The sequence below is a fragment of the Fluviicola taffensis DSM 16823 genome (assembly GCF_943372375.1).
Classification (GTDB): domain Bacteria; phylum Bacteroidota; class Bacteroidia; order Flavobacteriales_D; family Crocinitomicaceae; genus Fluviicola; species Fluviicola taffensis_A.
Window position 1 is genome coordinate 108243 of sequence record NZ_CALRYJ010000013.1, and the last position, 21024, is coordinate 129266.

Here is a 21024-nt window from a genome sequence, read left to right on the forward strand (position 1 = left end):
CCCAAATCCTACTTTTGATTTAGTTAATGAAGTTTTCAACCACGGGAGAAACTGACAATTTGATTGTTTAACTTTAATTCTATGATTAGAGTTTATTTGGATTCAGATGTAATTAATAAGATTAGGAATGGTACATTACCTGAATTAGCGGAGGCTATTAACCGTTTCAGATCAGAATTGCTCATACCATTCAGTCCGGCCCACGTTCGTGACAAACTTCCTTCTAAGAAAGCAAATGAGGATCGATTTTGGGAAGATATCGATCATCTGACTTTATTTTCTCAAAGCAAGCATATTGCCTATAACAACAAAACAGACTTTATACAGCCATACGTAATTGATGCTAAAAAAGTCGCTGAGAATATCGAGGAACACAATTTCACCCTAGAAACATTGTTTACCGGTAATGGAATGATGGATTTTCTTGTTGAAACTGCAACCGAGTTGGACAATCCAGAAATGGCAGAGAAAATAATAAAGGCATTTCACACTCCTACACTCAACGAAAATGAAACCATAAAAGACGATATTAACAATTTTGCCAATCGCATTTTTTCACTTCGAAATGATGCTTCAGCTTATAAAGCTAATCGTGAATTGATAAGAGATCACATCAGTATTCCGACAGATGCAAGCAATTGGCAAGGAGATATCATTGATAAACTTGATGAGTATGTTAAAGCTTCAGGTTACTATGAAAGCTTTCATCAGATGGTAGAAGCCAGTTTTGGTGTGAACGAAGAAATTACTCGATTTAGATATTATAGCCAAGCCTACCAACTTCTCGGCAGTTTGGGCTATAATCCTGACAAAATTGATCTTAAAAGCAATAAAGGTTTCGATAATCATCTTCAGGATGCGTGGCATTCATTTTATGGAGCTCACTGTGATTTTTTTGTTGTCATGGACAAACGCTTAAAAGCAAAAAGCCAAGTTCTTTACGATAAATATCGTATTTACACAAAAATAATTGGTCCGGAAGAATTTGCAGCTCTACTTTCTAGTCTACTGGAAAAAAACAACTTGAATAAGTTAATATTAGATACACTTCAAAGTTTACCCGTTAATACTTTGATTGAAGATGGTATTCATAAATTCCTTTACAGACTAAATAGTTATTTGTTTGGGTATTTTACACATCTACAATATGAAATGGAAAACTCAGATGGGTTAACTGTTTTTCTATTTACCAAAATGTACGATAATTATTCAGACTTCATATTTTTCCAAGAATATGATAGTCTAATAGAAGAAGTTCATCAGTGTTTTGGGGGAAACGAATTATTAGATGATGTATTAAAAAAGTTCAGATCTGATGACACTGATAACCATTGGCATGATTATCATTTCAGATCTGGATTCGCACAATTACAATATGTCAAGGGAAAATTCTATTTAAAGTTGTATCTTTTAAATGATCAACAAGACTAATATTGAATATTTTTATCAACCACTTCTGTGTTTTGGCTCATCCTCTTATCAATTAGTCCGCAGCAACGGAAAACCACAGCTTTCCAGCGATGACATTAAAACATTTTTAAATATTATTCACTTAGAGGCAAATGCCGAAACATACTCTAAAGTCAATTTCAATCAAATATTCGTTTGTTGTCATCTATCTTTTTTCCCCTCTTGGAAACTCAACTTTTTTGCTGCGCTAACACTAAAATTACAAAGAGCAGAAATCTTCTGTTCCTTTTTATAATCAACAGGATGTTGATACAGGTAACTCCTAACTCTAGAGCGTAAAATATCAGTTGCAACAGGATTGTTCCGAAAGTCTTCCAATAAGTCAGAAAGGTGAGAGACATTGAGCTTTCCAAAGTACGACCTAATCGAAAAACTAATAAGTTTCGCAGCTGGAGTACCAATTTCAGTAGCTACTCTATCATAGATATCATCCATTTTCGATGCTCCTACTGAACCACCCAGGTTTGCGAAACTCTGGAGACAAAATCGGTATCCAATTTGATGAATCATTCTTTTGATTCTTGATATCATCTCCTGATGATCCTTCTGCCCCTCAAATTCATCAACGAGCTCTGCAATAATTTCTGGCTTGGCAAGCTGTAACACACTTGAAACATGGCTAATTGATCTGAAACATGCAAGGTATGACTCCTTGACCAGATTAACCAACTGCTCCTTTTCAAAGCTACCTTGTTGGTTTTTTACAATTTGACCTAATATTTTGATGATTTTTCCCACTCGGACCAGTTCCTTGATTTCATCGTCTAATTGGGCATCCTTGTCCGCTTGTGAGACGGATTCTAGAGATTTTTTAACCTTACGATCGTTGTCATCCTCTCTCTGTAGTAACTCCTTCCGCTTCCCAAGATGGTCCGTTACTCGTGGAATTACTTCAGGCGAAATTTCTTTGATAAATTCATTTAAAAACTTGAAAAACGAATCGTCAGAGTTAAGAGTGATTGGAGTTATATCGTCGAACGGAAGCATACTGTGAAACAATAACTCATTAATCAGATCCTGATGACCAGTATGGTGCACTAAAAAAATGACAATGTTGGCGTTGCTTTCAACGTCTAACTCAGCACATAAATGCTTTACTTGCGCAATAACATCAGAATTTACTTCTGTCGCCATTTTTTTCGCAGTGAGGTAGTAAAATAAGTATTTATAGGAAAATTGTAGCTCATCATCTTCTTCGATTATGATATTAGAAATTAACAGTATATCCAAAAGTGCCTGAAGTGGATATTTCATTATAAATCTCGAGCCATAATCGTTGTAGAAGATTTCAAATTTGGTACGGCTCATGCTCTTCTTTCCAGACCGATGTATTTCGTAAGCAAATTGAGATAGAAAATTAATTATTGATCCAACATTTTCCTTTCCAACACCTGCCTTTGTTAATCCAACAAGAATCAAGCTTTGATAGCAGTATGCATAGCTTGTCTGCTCTATATTAAAATTGTTGATCGAGGTTCCTAAGCTTTGAAGAAGAGTAAGTAGAAAAACTGGATATGGTGGAATTAACTGCTCACCTAAGAGTTCGGAAACTTGGTCGAACTGGGCTTGAATTACATGTGTAAGTTCTAATTCTTCTGTAGAATCAAACTCTTTCCCCAATCTTATCCATGACTCGATGAGCTCATTTCGCTTAACTTTCCCTAGTGGCAATATTTTAAACTGAGTATAATCTTTATACACTTGCTCCGTCTTGATCAACGATCTTACTTCATTTTCATTCGAAGATACCACAATCACCTTTGAGAAAAGCTCCGCTAGTCTCTCGAATAAGATTTTCTTTTGATCCAAATTGATTGAGCACCTGTCAATATCATCAACTAGAACAATTCTATTCTCTATTGGAACTGAAATATATTTTTCAAGAGCATTCTCCTTCTGTCCAAATTGAACCTTCAGTGCTCGCTTGATATATGAGTGTGCATCAATACCTTTAATTTCTCGAGCATTCAAATAGACCGCAGGTTTGTTGATATTATTTAAGTCCGCTTGTAACTTCTGAAGTAGACTTGTTTTGCCGGATTGTGCGTCGCCGTGAATAAGAAAGAAACGACTATCGTTGAGCAAAATTTCCGAGGCCTCTATATATTGAGCCGTGTCATCATTATTCATTGGTTCCAAATCCGGATAGATGAACATGTCCCACTTGGTAATTTCCCTCTTATTTGGATGATTGAGCGGAATTGGAATCTTTGCTATCTCGTCCAAATAACCTTTAACTAGATGAAAGCCTGTTTGCTTCAAAGTAGGTATTGCGAATTCGGAGGAGTCCTTAACAACATACAAGTTGTTGTCTAATTTCAAACGGCTCAAACTAATAACATTTTTGTCCAGATCAATTTCTAAGATATTAAATCCACTTGAGCTAGCCCCATCATTCAATGAATCAGCTTCAATAAAATGTGCAGATAGTTCTGTATAGACATCCTTGACTTTACTAGCACTAGACGAATGTTCATGGCCAGTCAGTACTAAATTTGATCGTTCAACAATATGATTTTGAAACATTTTCTTATTGTTCGACTCCGTGTTTGGAGAAAACCACGACAAAGGATGATGGAAAACTGATACCGAAATAGAATTTTTTATCGGTTTCGATTTATCAATTCGAGAAATTGGAAAAATTAGGTCTCCGGGTTTCTCATTTTTGGTAGACATCCAGCTTGTATTGTAACAGTTAAATCGAATGTCGACTTCGACACTTACAGGAATAGTTATAACATAGTTGAGCTTGTTTTTTGGAAGTTCACCGACTTGATCCTCATAAAACTTCCAGAAACTCGATTGACAACTCAGCGCATGATCGATAATTTGATCTGATGCATCGTCCTTTCCTTTCAGATTATCGATTACAAGCTGCCTAACTTCATCATGTGGAACAAATTGGCAGTCGTGATTACCGGGAACAAAGATATTCTTAAACAGAATTTTAGGAAATTTCGCTCTAATATTCTCTTCAATTTGAAGGATAAATGTTGTTACATTTTGTGAGCTCTGACCTCGATCAACCAGATCTCCACTGTAAACAACATAAATTTGTTTTGATTCGCTCGAAGCTAAGTGTATAGCATTAGTAATGGCGTCCACACGATGCAATAACTTTTCGTTCGAAGCCTTGATATGTAAATCGGACAATTGAATTATTGAAATTTTCATAGGGGATTATAGATTTAATAGAGCGTTATAAAGTGAACTTGGAGTAGGTGCAGAATTGAAAAGTCAACAACACCTATTACAAAAAATTGTATTGTCATTTTATTCAGGATTAATTCAATGAAACCGTTTCAATATTCAAAATTTGAATTCCTGAAAACATTATTTAATATTCTCCAGCAGAATAGTTGAATGCATTTAGAATCTTGGATAATGATTCATTGGATAATGGCCAGTTTTCCTCCAAAAAGCTTCGATGATTCTCAATGTAATAATTAATTAATAGAATGATAGGTTGATTCAAAATCAAATCGTTTTTGGAACTAATCGCGTCTTTAATTGCTTTGGTTTCCTTCATAACGAATGTCTCAAGCTCATTAACTGGAACGTCCTTTATATCAAGTAACGAAAGTATTTCTTCCGTCATATTAAAGGAAATAGACTTGCGCTCGAATTCAAATCCAAGAGTATTATAAATTCGGATCAGTTCGTTAATATAATTCGAGTACTTTCTTGCTTGATCAGACATAATCGTGAAAATATTACAGAAATAATCATCCGTCGCTTCCATCAAAGCCATACTTTTTGAAAGCTGTCGGATAATCTCCTTATCATTCTTATATGGCCCCTTATATGTACTATCATGGCTAACTTCTGCAAACGCATGCTGCAGTAGAGTCCGTATCTGTATTTCACAGCCCATCCAGCTATGTTTTTCTCCGTACTTATCATCAGCCTTTGGAAAAACAACTATGTGCTGTGATTGATAATCAAAGTTACTGGGTTTGTCTTTGATTTCGTCCAATCTCGACTTTGTTACTTTAGCAACCCATCCGTCATACTCCAAAAGGCTAGTTGAAACAATTTCAATATCATCAGCTTTCAAAAGAACAACCCTGGTTCCAATTTTATCTTCAATATCTACCATTGGATCGTCATAAGACTTATTACGATAAAATGCTTTATCAATAAATGACTTACTCCCCTTTACTCTATAGGAAGGTGGAATTTTAACAAAATTATTGTCCAACTCAGAGCTTTCAATTATACTTATTATCTGAGAATCTACTCTCCCGCCCCAATCCTGAAGATTAGACCTAAGATCCTCAAACTGTTTTAGAAGCTCCTCTTCCCTACTGTTCATTTGTAAAAGGTTTACCTTTAACTACTATTATTGAATAATCCGGATCATTCAATTCCAATGCTTCAAACTGGGCTTTGGAACGGATAATCCTAACAGAATCATCAAATTGATCTTCTGGACCAACCAAATTAATCTTATTTGAGAACGACAGTTTTCTCTTATTTAATTGACTAACGATCAATACAGTATCTTTCGTAAAAGACGATGGTAGGCTATTAGCAACATCTCTAATAAACGCATCTCTAGTTTCACCTTCTAAATAATCGTCTGCAAAATCACTGGGTTTTAAAAGAGGACTAACATTACTCTTGGTCATTACTTTTAAGGCCCTTAGTAACTCTTGTTTCTTAGCAGAATCGCTAATATTGTCAAGAATGAATTCAGAAGTCTTTTTATAAAACTGTAATGTTTGAATTTTAGAGTTTCTCGATGTAGAAAGTCCCAGGAAATCACGATAGAAATATTCAGCAGGATGCCCATCTTGTCTAAATTGACAGTCAAACAAAAGAGCTCCGAACTTTCCATTTACAGCCTCAAGTTCCAAATTCTTTTCAAATAAAATTCCAATTTTGTATAACTTTTGAGAGGGGCTTAAGAAAACCTGCTCAAGCAATTTTATTTGACTATTGTCTTCTAAACGCAGCGCTTCATGAGGTTCAGCCTTAATTACAATAAAAACAAACTTTCCATCATTGTCTGCACAATCAATTATTATCAAATACCCGCCTGGAATACTTCTGTTTTTTTGACTTTCCGCCAAAAGTTCAGCTATGTCCTTCGAAGCCTGAATAAATTCCTCATCTGCAACTCCTTTCAAAGTTGAAGTCATGTCATAAAAAGAACCGTTAACATGGTTACTAATTTCTAATTCAAATGCGCGAGTGTTTTTGCCTGCAGCATCTATCAATCTTTTTTTAATAATTTCCCTCGCATTATTATCAAGTTCAATGAGATTATCCGAAATTGTTGTTCTTGCACTATCATGACCAATTTCCTTTTGATTGATCGTGTGCATAATAAGCCTATTGAAGGTGAGGTTATTAAAGTTTATCATTTCTATCACAGTGAATTAGTGTGGGGTAAATATAATAAAGTTTAATAAATAGAATATCTCTACTATTAATTAAAGGGCTAATTTTTAGTAATCTACATTAACGTCACTCTGCAGAATATAAGTTTAAACAAAGCAGCGGCGTATACTACCTTTGAATCTCAAACTTTTGGATAGTTTTGAAAATTGACAAGAACTTCTAAAATTTGACAAGAACTTCTGAATCCGACATTTGACAATGCAAAGTTGGGGGAGTACAAAAATTGAATTCGGTAATTAACTGATTACTGTCGAATATTTTTCGTTTGTAATTGATTAAAATCGTTTTTAATATTGATTATCAATTAATTATGCAACAACGTGTTTAATCAAAAAAATTCGATAAATTGCTCTATTTTTAAATCCACTTTAGCAACAAGAAATTGAAAACAAGAAAGAAATGGCACTTTATCAATTTTATTTGGCGGTAATTCCGAGAGTTGGATTGGTCAAAAAACTGAATCACATACCTGATAAAATTAGTATCGGTAATGCAACCGGATATTTCGAATCTAATACAGAACAATATTGGAAAATTGTTGAATTCCCTTCAGAAGAAATCATTAAAGAGATGGACAAGCTTGTCGATCAAGCAGATTGGGGTAATGACAAGTCTAATTTCAATTGGAAAACCCATACAGAAGAATTAGATCATGACGCTTCACTGTCTACAAATTCTGAATCAGGGAAAATTGAAGAGTTTTCATTTAGAGCAGACCTGCGAGAAAGCGACCTGAAATTCTTAAAATGTATGATTGATTTAGCTAATAAATATGATTTCTTGTTTATGGATTTAAAAGGTAATGTAGCTCCTCCGAACGAGATTGGAAAATTAATTGAACAATCAAATTCATATAAGTTTCTACAAAATCCTCTCCGGTTTTTAACCGACCTGCGTAAGGGCGAAACAAGTATCGACTGAGAACTTTAGAAGGCACTAACAAAAATGTTTAAAGCTTACCCCATTCCGAAGGAAAATAACTAAATTCACCTTTCACTATTAGTCGAACACATATGAAATTACTTTTATTCGTTACCGTGTGTATCCTTACTGTAGCTTGTTCTTCAGGCGAAATCAAAGAAAGCATAAATGACGCCGGAGATGCTGCCGGGCAAACTGCCGGTGAATTCTTTGAAGGAGCAACCAAAGGGGTTCAAAAAGCATTTGATGTAAAAGTATCAATTGATCCACAGCTAAAATCTAAAGGAATTGAATTGGGAAAAACACAAGTTGCCAGTGATTCTGCCGGGACAGATAATTTACTGACTGTTTACATCATTTTCAACCAAAACTTTAAAGGAAAATTAACCGCTAAGGCATTTGATGATCAATCACTTGAAATGGGGAGATCAAGTGTTGAAATACAAGGAAAGAAAGACGAAGCAAAATACGTGGATTTTCATTTTGACCCAAGGACTAATTTGGACAGTAAAAATGAATTAATCATTCAATAATACAATCAAAAATCAGGAGATTCATTTAAGAATAGCATGCATCATGACACAACGAAAAGGATTCAAGATCATCGGTATCTCAACAAAAACATCCAATAAGGACGGAGAAGCTTCGGAAGCAATCGGGGCGCTTTGGGGACAATTTATTTCAGAGAACTTATTGGAGAAAATTCCCAATCAATTGGATTCGGATATCCTTTGCATCTATACAGACTACGAAAGTGATTACAAGGGAAAGTATACTTGTCTCCTGGGTTTGAAAGTCTCTTCATTGGATCAGATTCCAGCCGGATTAGTCGGAAGGGAATTTGAAGGTGGAAATTTTCATTCCTTTTTAGCTAAAGGTGGATTGCCGCAAGCAATTGTGGATACATGGCATACAATCTGGAACCAGAATGAGACCTTGAATCGCAGCTACACCTACGACTACGAAGTTTACGATGACAGATCCCGACTGGGAGAGGAATCGGAAGTGGATATTTACATTGCTAAAAACTGATCTGATCCTATGACAGTTTGTATTTCAGGTGCAAGTGGTTTGGTCGGGAATGAAATCCTGATTCAACTCTTGAACAATTCTCAGATTGAAAAAGTACTCGTTCTGGCAAGAAATCCATTGCGTTTTGGACATCCTAAAATGCAAGTAGTAATTGTTCCTTTTGAACAACTGGATCAATTGGAGGTTGCAGAAAAAATCGACATCGGATTTTGTGCCTTAGGAACTACCTTAAGAAAAGCTGGTAATAAATCACGTCAGCAAGAAATCGATCGCGATTATGTGGTTTCATTCTCCAATTTTTGTAAAAAGACAGGAGTCGAAAAAATAGGTGTCGTTTCTTCCATTGGAGCAAATGAACAATCTTCCAATTTCTATTTGAGAACAAAAGGAGAAATGGAGCAAGGAGTTGCCCGATTGGAAATTCCTGTTACCGTATTCATCCGACCTTCATTTTTGATCGGACCAAGAAAAGAAAAACGCACCGGTGAAAAACTCATTCAAGGCATTTTATTCCTAATCAGTCCTTTATTGTTTGGAAAAGCAAAAAAATACAGGGGAATACACGTTTCAAAAGTTGCCCAAAAATTGATTGAAGCAACCCTTTCAGAGCCAAAAGGCGTGCACTACATCTGATGATAAATTGATTTAGTAGTGTTACCTTCGTAAGATGAGTTCAAAATTGAAATACCCTGATTACAAACTGGCAATTCTTCGCTGGTTTATGGGTATTATTTGTTTGTCCTACTTTTCCAGTTATTCTACTCATGCTCAGCCATTAGGAAAACTCATTGAAGCCACTCTGAACACCGGCTCTCCCTTCACCATTCGTGTCTACGGAACAGAAGATGGGATACCACAACATCAGATTTCAGCAATGATTCCTGATAAAACCGGAAACCTGCTCATCGGAACAGCAAACGGGTTGGTTGAATTCAACGGGCAAACATTTACAGATATCAATCCGACAGATGAAAGCAGAAAAATCCTGTGCGTCAAAATGTTTCTCGATCGAAAGAGCAATATTCTTTATGGAGTGGACAATCGTTCAAGATTATTTCAAATCACACCTGTAACGAGAGAACTTTCAAAAGAAGATAATTTGAGCGCTTCTTTTTATCACGATTCCATTATTTTCATCACTAGAAAAAAGGAAGTCCGCATTTCCAGGCTTGGATCTTCCAAAAGTAGGTTCATCTCCAAAATAGAAAGTAATCATGCGATCTGTGGAGTTGGTTTAGTTGGTAAGACTCCATTCTTTTCCGATTCAACCGGAACTTACATATTGCGTCGATCCAAATGGGCTAAACTAACCAAGGACGTTTACTATCTTTCCAAGAAAAACCCTTATTCAGGTCAAAATTATTTACTGGGATTCAGTGGTGCAGCAATTTATTCCAACGGAAAGTTGATTCGTCAAAAATTCAAGGAAAATACCGAAGGTTTTCATTTCACAGACATCGCTTTTGGTCCGCATAAAGAAATATTCATATCCACTCACAAGGGTCTTTATTACAAGGATAAACATCATACTATCTTTGAATCCATCACCTCCAACTTCCCAAGTAAGATCATCTTATCCCTTTTTTATAATGAAGATGAAAATTTTCTTTTTGCAGGAAGCAACGACAAAGGATTGCTTCAAATCAAGGTGAAACAATGCAGGACCATTTATGACGAGAGTATCCTGAAGGAATCTTCACTTAGCTCTATCATTAGAACACCTGAAAACGAATTAATTGTTTCAGGAACTTACTCCACCATATTTAAATTCAATCAGAAATCCCTTTCAGAATATTACACTAAGCACACTGATTTCTCATGTCTTGCGGAGATTAATGGGCAAGTTTGGGCGGGTACATGGGGATCAGGGATTGTTGTTTTAAAGAATCGGAAATATATTCGAACGATTACCAAGGGATTTTATAATCATTCGGTACATGCCATTTTTCAGGACAGGAGGAGGCGCATTTGGATTGGCGCAGAAAACGGAATATCCTTAAGCGAAACACCTAATCAATTCAGGCATCTTTTCAAGTCCCTAAAAATTGGATTGGTCGTTTGTTTCTATCAACTCAAGAATGGAGATATTCTGGTTGGAGGAGAAGACGGTTTTTTTATTTTCTCTGAAGATTTAAAATTGAAAAAGCATTTCAATATCCGGAATGGGTTGAAGGGAAAAGAAGTACGCGCTTTCTATGAAAAAAAAGACGGCACCTTCTTCATCGGCACATATGGTGGTGGACTGTATTACTGGAATAATAAAAAGCTATTGCCACTAAACCGGATGAAGAATTGTTTACTTGACAACGATATCTTTTCTTTGGCTCCGGACAAAAACGGCAATCTATATATCTCATCAAACCACGGCCTGTATATAATAAGTGAGCGCAAAATTGATGATTTCATTTCCCATAAAACAAACTTCCTGATCCCTTTTCGACTCGGTCAGGATGACGGGATATTGAACACTGAATTCAACGGAGGATTCCAGAACAATTCTTATTCCAGTGATGGAAAACATTTCTGCTTCCCGACAATCCAAGGAGTTCTGATTAGTTTTTTTGATGTCCCGGAGTATCGAAAGTTGAGACCATTTTTAAAAGGAGTTACTGTAAATGATAAAATTCAAAAACTCTCCAACCCTATTTTCCCACGAAACACACACACCATAAATATTCAATACTATTGTCCGAATTTCACCCAATTCTACAACCTTCACTACCAATACAAGCTGGTTGGTCCTGACATCAAGGAAGAATGGAGTACACCTACCAAGCAAGGAATAATCAGTTTCAAAATGTTGCCACCGGGAGAATACAAGGTTTACATGCGCGGAATTGACGGATTCAATGACCATAGCCCGAATGAAATCATCTATGAATTCAAAATAGAAAAACACATCTATGAGACACTTTGGTTCAGATTGCTCGCATTCGGTTTGGTTTTCCTACTGATCTTCCTGTTGACCTATAAACGAATTCAGATTTCAAAGGATCAGGAATTGAAGGACAGTGAGCATAAAAACACGATGTTTGAATTGAAATTGAAGGCAATTCAGGCAAAGATGAATCCCCATTTCATCTTCAACTGTCTGAACAATATCCAATACCTCATCGTAATGGGAAAACAAGAGGAAGCCGAATATGCATTGAGCGATTTTTCCGGACTATTGAGAAAGTTCCTGCAACAAAGTGACAACTCTTTCATTACACTTCGGGATGAAGTGGAGTTGCTGAAATCCTATATTTCCGTAGAACGTTTTCGCTTTGAAGAAAGTCTGGACGTTGAGGTCAATATCCCTGAGAATCTGCTTCATTTAAAAATCCCTACACTCTTGATTCAACCTACAGTGGAAAACGCTATTGTGCATGGATTAACACATAAAAAGGGAATCAAAAGATTAATTATTGAAGGACATCGGGAAGAAGATGTGATCATCCTGAAAATTGAGGATACCGGAATCGGACGACAGGAAGCCAAACGGATCAATACTTACCGTGCAAACCATATCTCGCACGGATGGAACATGGTTCTTGATAAGATCAATTTATTGAAGGCGAAATATCAATATTCCGTTATCTTTGAAATTATTGACAAACCGGAAAATAGTGGAACTACTGTTATTTTTAGAATTCCATTGGTGACCGAAGAAATGCTGGAAAATTAATTCAACTTTTAAGCAAGTGAAAGCACTCATTTTAGACGATATTCGAATAAGCAGGGAAGGTTTAGCGGCTTTGCTAAATAAGATCAATCCAAGCATTGAGATTGCTGCAAGTGTTGCTACCGTTGAGGAAGCAAAACAGGTGTTTGATGAAATGAGTATCGATGTTGCTTTTTTAGATATTCAACTGCAATCGGGAACCAGCTTTGACCTGGTGGACGAAATTCCTTTTGAAACCAAGGTTGTTTTCATCACCGCATATGATGAACACGCAATTGCTGCAATCAGAAAAGGTGCATTTGATTACTTATTAAAGCCTATCAATTCTTCGGATTTACGGAACTGTATCCAACGAATCCAGGACGTAGATGCTCAAACAGCAGAAACACACATTACATCATCCGATAAAACGGAAGAAAATATGGTTCATTCAGATCTGATTGGAATAACCGGATTGGACGCTATTATTTTCCTGAAAATTGATGACATTGTTTATCTCAAAGCTGATGGTAAATACACGATGATCCAAACAACAACGGAACACATTACCAGTTCAAAAAATCTGAAGGTTTTTGAAACCATGCTTCCCGAATCAAAATTCATGCGCGTGCATCACTCTTTCTTATTGAACCTGAAGTATATCAAAAAGTTCCAAAAAGAATACAACATGTTGATTTTGGATAACGGATCTCAGATTCCCGTTTCCAAATCCCGAAAAGATTTGTTGATGCATCGGCTGATGCATGTTTAAACAACCGTGATATTGAAGCTTTCATCCAGAGAGATTGCCCCTTCGATGACTTGATGAGAACCTGGAATCAATAACCCTTTCATTTTCCCGGTCTTCCCTTTGGTAATCAAATCCGTGAGTTGTTTTTCAGTCAGTTTTTTTCCAAGCAGTTCAAAAGGAACCATGAATCCGCAAACTTTGAAGTTGCTGCATCCGACCCCTCTTTTTCCGGTCATCAATTTGTTGGACTTACATTTCGGACAGTCCAGATCTTCTATAGATTGCTTTTCGGCTTTCTTTCGTTCCTTTTTCTCCTTAACAACTTCCACAGGTTGATCGGTGTGTAATTGAATCCGGATAGGAGCTTGAGAAAAAATCACCTCATCGGTCAATTGACGAACCATCACCATCAATTCGTGTTTGAATTGTTCCAGATCGTATTCTCCCTTTTCAATCAAACGCAACTTGCGTTCCCATTGTCCGGTCAACTCAGCACTTTTTAAAAGTTCATTTTGAATCGTATCGATCAATCCCATTCCGGTACTTGTCGGAATCAGATTCTTTCGCTTCTTCTCAATGTATTTCCGCTTGAACAAGGTTTCGATGATGTTTGCACGCGTGGCAGGTCTACCGATACCGTTTTCCTTCATCATATCGCGTAACTCCTCATCATCAATCATCTTACCGGCAGTTTCCATTGCTCTCAGCAAAGTTGCTTCCGTATAAGCTTTCGGCGGGCTTGTTTTTCCCTGATGGATGAATGGTTGATGCGGACCGCTCTCCCCTTCCTCGAAATGAGGCATGGTTTGTTCCGGTTTTTCAACCGCTTTCTTTCCTTCCGAATCACTTTCCTTCGTCTCTTCCCAAACCACACGCCAACCCGGCTCTATGATCTGTTTTCCTGTAGCTTTAAACTCTATTTGTCCGACTTTCCCAAGTACAGTCGTGTTTGAAACCTTACATTCCGGATAAAACGCTGCTATAAAACGACGAACAATCATGTCGTAAATCTGCTGTTCCGGATGGCTCAAACCACTTGGCTGCACTCCTGTAGGAATGATCGCATGGTGATCGGTAACTTTCTTATCATCGAAAACCGTTTTTAGCTTCGGGATGGGCTTCGCTAAAACGGATTCAGTGAATCGGGAATAGTAAGTCAATCCTTTCATGATCCCATCGATCTTCGGGTGTAAATCCTCACTCAGATAAGTGGTATCAACACGTGGATAGGTCACCAATTTCTTTTCGTACAAGCTCTGAACCATTTTCAGGGTTTCTTCCGCAGAATTGCCAATCTTCTTATTGGATTCAACTTGTAAGGAAGTCAAGTCGAATAACCGCGGATTTCCTTCTTTCCCTTCTTTCTGTTCGAAGGAAGTGATCTCAAAAGGATGCTCCAACAAGTAAGCCAATCCTTTATCGGCACGTTCCTGTGACTGCAAGCGATCAATGACTGCAGAAAATTCCGTTTCACGATAAACCGTTTTCAACTCCCAATACTCATCCGAACGAAAAGCGTCGATTTCTTTCTGACGGTTCACTATCATTGCCAAGGTCGGAGTCTGAACACGACCAATAGACAAGGTAGCTTTTCCCTGTCCGAATTTCTTCGTGAACAAACGGGTAGCATTCATTCCCAAAAGCCAATCTCCGATGGCTCTTGCACTTCCGGCAGCGTATAAATTCTGGTATTGTTCGCCTGTTTTCAAAGCCTGGAATCCTTCACGGATTGCTTCTTCTGTTAGAGAAGAAATCCACAAACGCTTGATTGGAACCTTGCATTTTGCTTTCGATAAAACCCAGCGTTGAATCAATTCTCCTTCTTGCCCGGCATCCCCGCAATTAATCACTTCCTCACAAGAAGCTACCAGTTTTTCAATAATGGAAAATTGTTTTTTGACCCCCGAATCTTCAATGAGTTTGATTCCGAATTTATCCGGAATAATGGGTAAGTCTTCCAACTTCCAATACTTCCACTTCTCATGATAATCGTGTGGTTCTTTGAGTGTACACAAATGTCCGAAAGTCCAGGTCACCCAATAGCCGTTTCCTTCGTAAAAGCCATCATGACGCTGTTTTGCACCAATGACTTCTGCGATATCTCTAGCTACGGAGGGCTTTTCGGCAATGCACAATTTCATAACGAACAAAGTTAGTCAATGCGCAATGGGGAGACAAGGTGGTTTTGAACAAAATGAGGAAATGTTTCAACAATCAGAGGATATCAATTCTCTTAAAAGGAATTAAATTAAGTGGGGACGCGATGCGTCGCGTCCCCACTTATACTTCTTAAGCTAAATCCTTATTATTTTTTGGTGTACTTTTTCACCTGAAAACTTACGGCATGCTTCTCATCAGGCTCCTGCTCAAAAACAGTTTCCACATTCCATTTTGATTCATCAAACTCCGGAAAAAAAGTATCGGCACCATACCTATGATTGACATGCGTAATGAATAGTTCATCCAAAACATTCAAGTCCATTGCTTCCTTGTAAATTTGTCCGCCGCCGATAATGAACACAGTTCGTTCCGTTTCATTTTCATAATGTTTCAGACATGCTTCCAACGAAGAAAAAACAAGCGCCCCAGGAGCTTGATAATCCGAATTTCGAGTCAGAACAGCGTTTTCCCGATTAGGCAATGGGCGAAACCGTTCCGGAATGGAATCGTAATTCTTGCGACCGGTAACAACTACATGACCTGTTGTTGTTTCTTTGAAAAACTTCATGTCTGCCGGCAAATGCCACATCAGATCATTGTTTTTCCCTATTCCGCGTTCGTTGTCCATTGCAACGATTAATGATACTTTCATTGAATGACTTTATATTCTGTGGGTGAAATGAATACACATTTTGGCTGAGCGATAAACGCCTCCGGAACACGTGCTTTTTTCACATCTTTTTCTGTTTCAAAGTAACCGACAACCCAATGATAATCTCCATCCGCACCTAGCACTTTATGAATCAACTGCTTGAATCCCGGTTCAATTATGTCGGCATTTTTAAAAACCTCAATCGGATACTCTTGTGCATAATATCCTTTCAACAACTTCCCATAATAAGCTTCAATAATCTGATCTCCCGAAACTGCAAACTCGATAGTTCCTTTTGAATGCTCCTTGAACAAAGTCCTTGAATCAGAAAAGAATAGGTCATATTTTGCTTTTGATTCGCTATCCAAAAAGCCCGAACGGTAGTTGTTGTAGTCAAAATCGGGTAAAATATAGAATGGTTTCACCACCGCTTCCTGCCGTGGATAAACCCAGGTAAATGCATGTTCTACTTTTCCTAAAACAGCTTTCCCGGAAACCTTATTGACTTCTGCAATCAGGATCATTCCCCCGTCTTTGGTCCGATCTCGCTGATTGGAAACAAAATTTCCCAAAGACCAGGCGGTTAATTTCTTTTCTCCGCCAATCTCTTTCACCTCTACCGGTTGCAACACATGAGGATGACCACCAATTACCATATCGGCACCTTGATCATAACAGAATCTCTCCCAATTCTTTTGATAGGCATTCGGTAAGGATTGATATTCCGTTCCCCAGTGCAGGGTACAAACGATCAAATCCACTTTCATTTCCCGAGCCTTTTTAAAATCAGCTTCCATCACTGCACTATCGATGTAATTGATGATCAATGGTGCAGCAACTGACAATCCGTTCGTACCGTATGTATAATTTAGAATTGCAACTTTGAAACCATTTTTCTCTATAAGCAACGGATAATTCAGATTTCGTTCCTGTTTATTGCGGAATGTTCCTGTGTGTTTCACCTCCAGTTTATCCAAGACATCCAATGTTTTCACAACACCTGTCGAACCACCGTCGCAACTGTGATTGTTTGAAGTGATAATCACATTGAATCCTGCATCGACCAAACTTTCGGATAGTTCCGGTGGCGCAGAAAACTGCGGATATCCCTTATATGGTTTCCCGGCATGGGTCACTTCCAAATTGGCAATGGAAATATCTGCATTCTTAATCAGTGGTTTCACATATTGAAAGCAATCGCGGTAATCGTAGGCATCTTTTTTAGCGTTATATGCTCCGGCAATCTGTCCGCCGTGCTGCATGACATCACCCACAAACAAGAAATTCAGTCGTGAAGAATCCGATTGTGCAAATGAGACCGTGAATCCGAAAACGGTCATCAGGATAAAAAGAATTTGTCGCATGTTATTTTTCGAATTTAATGACCAGTATTTTGTCGGTTTTCACCAATGCTCTCAATGCTTTTTCCAGTGGAGCTTTTGCCCGTTCCGGTAATTTCAAGCGATTCCCTGAAGCAATCATTTTGTTTCGCGCTTTTCGTTGCAAATGAGCCCTTTCATAATCTTTCCAGTCGCCATTCTCCAAATAAACTTCGGTTCCCTTCGGATTTATTGAAATGGAAAGCAGTTCCGGCTGAGGAATCAGAATCAATAAGGTGTCTCCTTGGGGAATAAACTGAAAATCTTTTCGCTTCAGATCCACCCCATACAATAATTCACCCCTCACAATCAGAGTCAGACGTCTTTTGATACCATCCGCACGTAAACCATGCTTAAACTGATCCGGGGTTGTCAATTTATCGAGCGCTCCCCAAACTGCGTCGTCTGCGGTTTTATAATATTCCAAGGAATCCACCACTGCTTCATCCTGGAACTTCAGCGTGTTCAATTCCAGAATGGACCGGATTTGCTCCACTTTTAAAGGAGTTTCTTCCAACACAATCTCATCAGCAGATTCTCCCTTGAAAAACAATTGATAAACCCAGTATCCTGCAAAGGCTATCCCTGCAACAAGAGCCAATCTAATGATCAACGTCCGTATTTCTCTTATCCTTTGGCGTTTCATGTACGATTACTTGTTCAAATCCTAAGTTCTTATAAAAATCGATGATGAAGATCTTGGCATTCTGTTCCGCTTCATCGAGAATATGTAATTTTTTGAGGTCTTTGCGAATACTCTCTTCCCCTTTTTGCAACACCTTTGATTTCTCTACTTGTGAAAAATCAGATCGGAAACCATTTACATCCGTCATTTCCGTACGAATCAGATCCGGATCCATTTCAAAGGAAACAATTTCCGGTGGTGGAAGTTGAATGGTGATTTTATTCCCCTCCACTTCGATATCGGATTCCCTGATCTTATTCAAGTTAACTCCTGCTTTGACAGTTGCTTTACAACTTAGCAAGATCTTCCGGTCTCCAAACTTATACCATTCACCCTCATCATTCCAATGAATGATCTTTCCGAGTGTATATTCCGTTGTAGCAAGTGTACCAATTGAGCGAATCTGGTAAATTTCCGTTTCATGAACCTCTTTCTCGTCTCCACAAGAAGCAAGGAACAAAACCAACAGACTAAAAAACAAGCGATTCTTCATAGTTCTTATTCAAAAGCAGCTAAACACATTGCCTGCATTCCAACAATCAATGCCTTGCTGTCAATATCAAATTTCGGGTGATGCACTCCATAAATGATGCCTAAGTCTTCATTCCGAACTCCCAGACGAAAAAAACAGACCGGAATTTCCTGTGCGTAAAACGAAAAGTCTTCGGATGTCAGCCGAATGGGTAACTCTTCCACTTTGTCTTTTCCAAAGAAGTCTTTGCTTCTGTTCATCATTTTATCCGTCAAAGCCGGATCGTTTTCCAGATAGGGATAACCTTTGGAAATTTCCAGATCGGCAGTAGCCCCAAATTGCCCACAAGTAGCATGAACGTGACCGGAAATCATATCCAAGGCTTCTTTTCTCCAATCTTCATTCATAGTACGGAATGTTCCTTTCAAAATTGCTTTCTCAGGAATGATATTGGTTGCTCCCAAGGCTTCAAAATGACCGAATGACAAGACACAGGGAACTTTCGGGTCACATTTTCTACTTACAATCTGTTGCAAACCTGTCAATAAATGTGCTCCAATCATAATCGGATCGATTGTCTGATGCGGAGTTGCTCCATGACCTCCTTTTCCATTGATCGTAATATAAATCTCATCACAAGATGCCATATACAAACCAGGTCTGAATCCCACGTGTCCAACTTCCATTTCAGGGAATACGTGCAATGCAAAGAGTTCATGAACAGAGGGATTTTTCAAGGCTCCATCTGCAATCATTAAGGATGCTCCCCCGGGATTCTTTTCCTCTCCGGGTTGGAAAAATAATTTGACAGGATGTTTTAAAAGATTCTTGTTTTCCCAAATAATTTCTGCGGTTCCCAATAAAATGGCGGTATGTACATCATGACCGCAAGCGTGCATCACACCATCGTTGGTGGATTTATATGCACTGTTATTTTGTTCCAGGATTGGCAAAGCGTCCAGTTCAGACCGCAATCCGATACACGAATCGGTTTCTTTATGGTTATCGGAGCGAATAATCGCCAACACTCCTGTTCCAGCTATCTCCTTTTGATACGGAATTCCAATTTTCTCCAATTGTTCCGCCACAAAACTCATCGTGTTGTATTCCGAATAGGATAATTCAGGAAAACGATGCATGTGCTCCCGGTATCCTTTGACTTTATCAAATAATTCATTGGAGCGGGTGCGAATAATATGGTGAATTGCTGAATCCATTTACTTCAAGTATGACTTTATTCAAAAATACTAAAACAAAAGAGAGTTCAAAGAGTTTAATAGGTTCAAAGAGTTTAAACTAAAAAACTTTTGATCCCGATAGCTTATTGGGATTTGAACTTTTGAACTTTTGAACTTTTTTAACCTAATTCCCGACAAGTAAGTTGCAACCGCGGATATCCGAATGATCGAAACGTCCCATCAGACGTAGTTTTCCATCTTCCATTCGCCCTAAATCCTGTGTTTCAATAAACGAACAGGAATAAACATTGGCCAGGTCGATGACATTCACTCCTCCTGTTTTCTCGTGTTTCACCAATTCAAAGGGATCATTAACTTCTCTCAGGGAAATTTTCATCCATGCCGGCAATTCAAATAAGCCCTGCTTATCGCTGTAAGCCTGAGAAAGCAATTCGCACATTCCGTATTCCGAAGCAATGTACTCACAACCAAATCCGGCAATTAGTTCCTGATGCATCTCCTCTTTCGTCATTTCCTTTCGCTTTCCTTTCATTCCACCGGTTTCAATGATTGTTACGTCATGAAGATCGGGTTTGAGTTCTGCCAGATCCAATAAGGCATAAGAAACGCCAAACAACACCAATTTCTTTCCGGTTTTCCTTCCTTCTGAAATGGCAAGCAACAAACTTTCGAGACTCTCCAGAAAATAACCGGATAACGGATCCTTGGTTCCTTCGATTAATTTGTCCACCATGTAAACCAAACTGGATTCACCCTGTGAGACGTAATTCGGTAACAATGCAAAGATGATCTGGTTTTCCAATTTCCCCAAAAACTGCTCATACGTCGGGATAAAAGAGCGTTCGTAAATTGAAACATCTGCAACCGAATGCATACTTCGAACCATTCCGGTTGTTCCGCTGCTTTTGAAAACCTGCTGAACAGCTTGATTATCTGCTATAATCTGATGTGTTTTGAAAAAAGAAATGGGTAAATGTGGAATCTCCGAATAGTGTTTCGGTTCCGGTCGATTGATCAACTCCAGGAAGGTTTTATAAACAGGCACATGCTCTTTCTGAAAATGAAAGACTTCCAAAGCACACTGATTGAAATCCTGCTCTGTCCGAATGGAAAAAATGCGATTGACAAGCCCTTGCATAGGTGTTTTTTTATTCAATCAAAATTGTTAAACAAATTGAAAACCAATATCTTAAATATAATTCTGTTCGCAAATTAGCGAATTCTCGAATTCTATTCTTCGTAATTTTAGCAAAG

Annotated in this window: 17 protein-coding genes; 7 read left to right on the top strand and 10 right to left on the bottom strand. The window is 38.1% G+C overall.

Annotated features, from left to right (window positions below; translation table 11 throughout):
* Positions 1–81 precede the first annotated feature (81 nt).
* Positions 82–1431, top strand: a complete 1350-nt coding sequence (locus AAG807_RS16425; RefSeq protein ID WP_341906300.1) for a hypothetical protein — start codon at positions 82–84, stop codon at positions 1429–1431.
* Positions 1432–1611: 180 nt separating this feature from the next.
* Here AAG807_RS16425 and AAG807_RS16430 read toward each other — a convergent pair whose 3' ends face one another.
* From AAG807_RS16430 to AAG807_RS16440, 3 genes are all read right to left on the bottom strand, one after another.
* On the bottom strand, positions 1612–4644 hold the full coding sequence (locus AAG807_RS16430; RefSeq protein ID WP_341906301.1) for a metallophosphoesterase: 3033 nt from the start codon (positions 4642–4644) through the stop codon (positions 1612–1614).
* 163 nt (positions 4645–4807) lie between these two features.
* On the bottom strand, positions 4808–5785 hold the full coding sequence (locus AAG807_RS16435) for a RelA/SpoT domain-containing protein (RefSeq protein ID WP_341906303.1): 978 nt from the start codon (positions 5783–5785) through the stop codon (positions 4808–4810).
* Positions 5775–6800 (bottom strand): nucleoid-associated protein, encoded by a 1026-nt coding sequence (locus tag AAG807_RS16440; protein WP_341906305.1) that lies wholly within the window; start codon positions 6798–6800, stop codon positions 5775–5777. The genes AAG807_RS16435 and AAG807_RS16440 overlap by 11 nt, the downstream gene beginning before the upstream one ends.
* A 475-nt stretch (positions 6801–7275) precedes the next feature.
* Between AAG807_RS16440 and AAG807_RS16445 the strand changes: the two genes are divergently transcribed.
* The 6 genes from AAG807_RS16445 (at position 7276) to AAG807_RS16470 (ending at position 13244) form a co-directional block, all read left to right on the top strand.
* Positions 7276–7797 carry a hypothetical protein gene (locus AAG807_RS16445; RefSeq protein ID WP_341906307.1) on the top strand — a complete coding sequence of 174 codons (522 nt, stop codon included), beginning with the start codon at positions 7276–7278 and terminating at the stop codon, positions 7795–7797.
* 92 nt (positions 7798–7889) lie between these two features.
* Entirely contained in the window at positions 7890–8330 is a 441-nt protein-coding gene (locus tag AAG807_RS16450; RefSeq protein ID WP_341906309.1) for a hypothetical protein, read from the top strand.
* Between the two features lie 43 nt (positions 8331–8373).
* Positions 8374–8829: a GyrI-like domain-containing protein gene (locus AAG807_RS16455; RefSeq protein ID WP_341906311.1), complete on the top strand. Its 456-nt coding sequence runs from the start codon at positions 8374–8376 to the stop codon at positions 8827–8829.
* Between the two features lie 9 nt (positions 8830–8838).
* On the top strand, positions 8839–9462 hold the full coding sequence (locus AAG807_RS16460; RefSeq protein ID WP_341906313.1) for an NAD(P)H-binding protein: 624 nt from the start codon (positions 8839–8841) through the stop codon (positions 9460–9462).
* Between the two features lie 34 nt (positions 9463–9496).
* On the top strand, positions 9497–12496 hold the full coding sequence (locus AAG807_RS16465) for a histidine kinase (RefSeq protein WP_341906315.1): 3000 nt from the start codon (positions 9497–9499) through the stop codon (positions 12494–12496).
* Between the two features lie 16 nt (positions 12497–12512).
* A complete protein-coding gene (locus AAG807_RS16470) occupies positions 12513–13244 on the top strand; it encodes a LytTR family DNA-binding domain-containing protein (protein ID WP_341906317.1) in 732 nt (243 codons plus the stop codon).
* On the opposite strand, the gene AAG807_RS16475 is transcribed toward AAG807_RS16470, so the two are convergent.
* From AAG807_RS16475 to AAG807_RS16505, 7 genes are all read right to left on the bottom strand, one after another.
* Entirely contained in the window at positions 13241–15364 is a 2124-nt protein-coding gene (locus AAG807_RS16475) for a DNA topoisomerase 3 (protein WP_341906319.1), read from the bottom strand. The genes AAG807_RS16470 and AAG807_RS16475 overlap by 4 nt on opposite strands.
* A 164-nt stretch (positions 15365–15528) precedes the next feature.
* Positions 15529–16035 (bottom strand): dihydrofolate reductase, encoded by a 507-nt coding sequence (locus AAG807_RS16480; protein ID WP_341906321.1) that lies wholly within the window; start codon positions 16033–16035, stop codon positions 15529–15531.
* The gene (locus tag AAG807_RS16485; protein WP_341906323.1) at positions 16032–17399 is read right to left on the bottom strand and encodes a CapA family protein; all 1368 of its coding nucleotides are present in this window, start codon (positions 17397–17399) and stop codon (positions 16032–16034) included. Before AAG807_RS16485 ends, AAG807_RS16480 begins: the two co-directional genes overlap by 4 nt.
* 1 nt (position 17400) lies before the next feature.
* Complete coding sequence (locus AAG807_RS16490) at positions 17401–18027, bottom strand: DUF4230 domain-containing protein (protein ID WP_341906325.1); 627 nt, start codon at positions 18025–18027, stop codon at positions 17401–17403.
* Positions 18017–18592, bottom strand: coding sequence for a DUF4230 domain-containing protein (locus AAG807_RS16495; RefSeq protein WP_341906327.1), 576 nt, complete (start codon positions 18590–18592; stop codon positions 18017–18019). The genes AAG807_RS16490 and AAG807_RS16495 overlap by 11 nt, the downstream gene beginning before the upstream one ends.
* 5 nt (positions 18593–18597) lie before the next feature.
* Positions 18598–19788 (bottom strand): M20 family metallopeptidase, encoded by a 1191-nt coding sequence (locus AAG807_RS16500; protein WP_341906329.1) that lies wholly within the window; start codon positions 19786–19788, stop codon positions 18598–18600.
* Positions 19789–19933: 145 nt separating this feature from the next.
* Positions 19934–20908 carry an acyl transferase gene (locus AAG807_RS16505; RefSeq protein ID WP_341906330.1) on the bottom strand — a complete coding sequence of 325 codons (975 nt, stop codon included), beginning with the start codon at positions 20906–20908 and terminating at the stop codon, positions 19934–19936.
* Positions 20909–21024 lie beyond the last annotated feature (116 nt).

Excerpts from the sequence above, each read along its gene's own strand:
- AAG807_RS16500 (WP_341906329.1), bottom strand. The coding sequence starts at position 19,788 with ATGGATTCAGCAATTCACCATATTATTCGCACCCGCTCCAATGAATTA.
- AAG807_RS16480 (WP_341906321.1), bottom strand. The coding sequence starts at position 16,035 with ATGAAAGTATCATTAATCGTTGCAATGGACAACGAACGCGGAATAGGG.
- AAG807_RS16495 (WP_341906327.1), bottom strand. The coding sequence starts at position 18,592 with ATGAAGAATCGCTTGTTTTTTAGTCTGTTGGTTTTGTTCCTTGCTTCT.
- AAG807_RS16450 (WP_341906309.1), top strand. The coding sequence starts at position 7,890 with ATGAAATTACTTTTATTCGTTACCGTGTGTATCCTTACTGTAGCTTGT.
- AAG807_RS16475 (WP_341906319.1), bottom strand. The coding sequence starts at position 15,364 with ATGAAATTGTGCATTGCCGAAAAGCCCTCCGTAGCTAGAGATATCGCA.
- AAG807_RS16440 (WP_341906305.1), bottom strand. The coding sequence starts at position 6,800 with ATGCACACGATCAATCAAAAGGAAATTGGTCATGATAGTGCAAGAACA.
- AAG807_RS16460 (WP_341906313.1), top strand. The coding sequence starts at position 8,839 with ATGACAGTTTGTATTTCAGGTGCAAGTGGTTTGGTCGGGAATGAAATC.
- AAG807_RS16425 (WP_341906300.1), top strand. The coding sequence starts at position 82 with ATGATTAGAGTTTATTTGGATTCAGATGTAATTAATAAGATTAGGAAT.
- AAG807_RS16465 (WP_341906315.1), top strand. The coding sequence starts at position 9,497 with ATGAGTTCAAAATTGAAATACCCTGATTACAAACTGGCAATTCTTCGC.
- AAG807_RS16435 (WP_341906303.1), bottom strand. The coding sequence starts at position 5,785 with ATGAACAGTAGGGAAGAGGAGCTTCTAAAACAGTTTGAGGATCTTAGG.
- AAG807_RS16485 (WP_341906323.1), bottom strand. The coding sequence starts at position 17,399 with ATGCGACAAATTCTTTTTATCCTGATGACCGTTTTCGGATTCACGGTC.
- AAG807_RS16445 (WP_341906307.1), top strand. The coding sequence starts at position 7,276 with ATGGCACTTTATCAATTTTATTTGGCGGTAATTCCGAGAGTTGGATTG.
- AAG807_RS16455 (WP_341906311.1), top strand. The coding sequence starts at position 8,374 with ATGACACAACGAAAAGGATTCAAGATCATCGGTATCTCAACAAAAACA.
- AAG807_RS16430 (WP_341906301.1), bottom strand. The coding sequence starts at position 4,644 with ATGAAAATTTCAATAATTCAATTGTCCGATTTACATATCAAGGCTTCG.
- AAG807_RS16505 (WP_341906330.1), bottom strand. The coding sequence starts at position 20,908 with ATGCAAGGGCTTGTCAATCGCATTTTTTCCATTCGGACAGAGCAGGAT.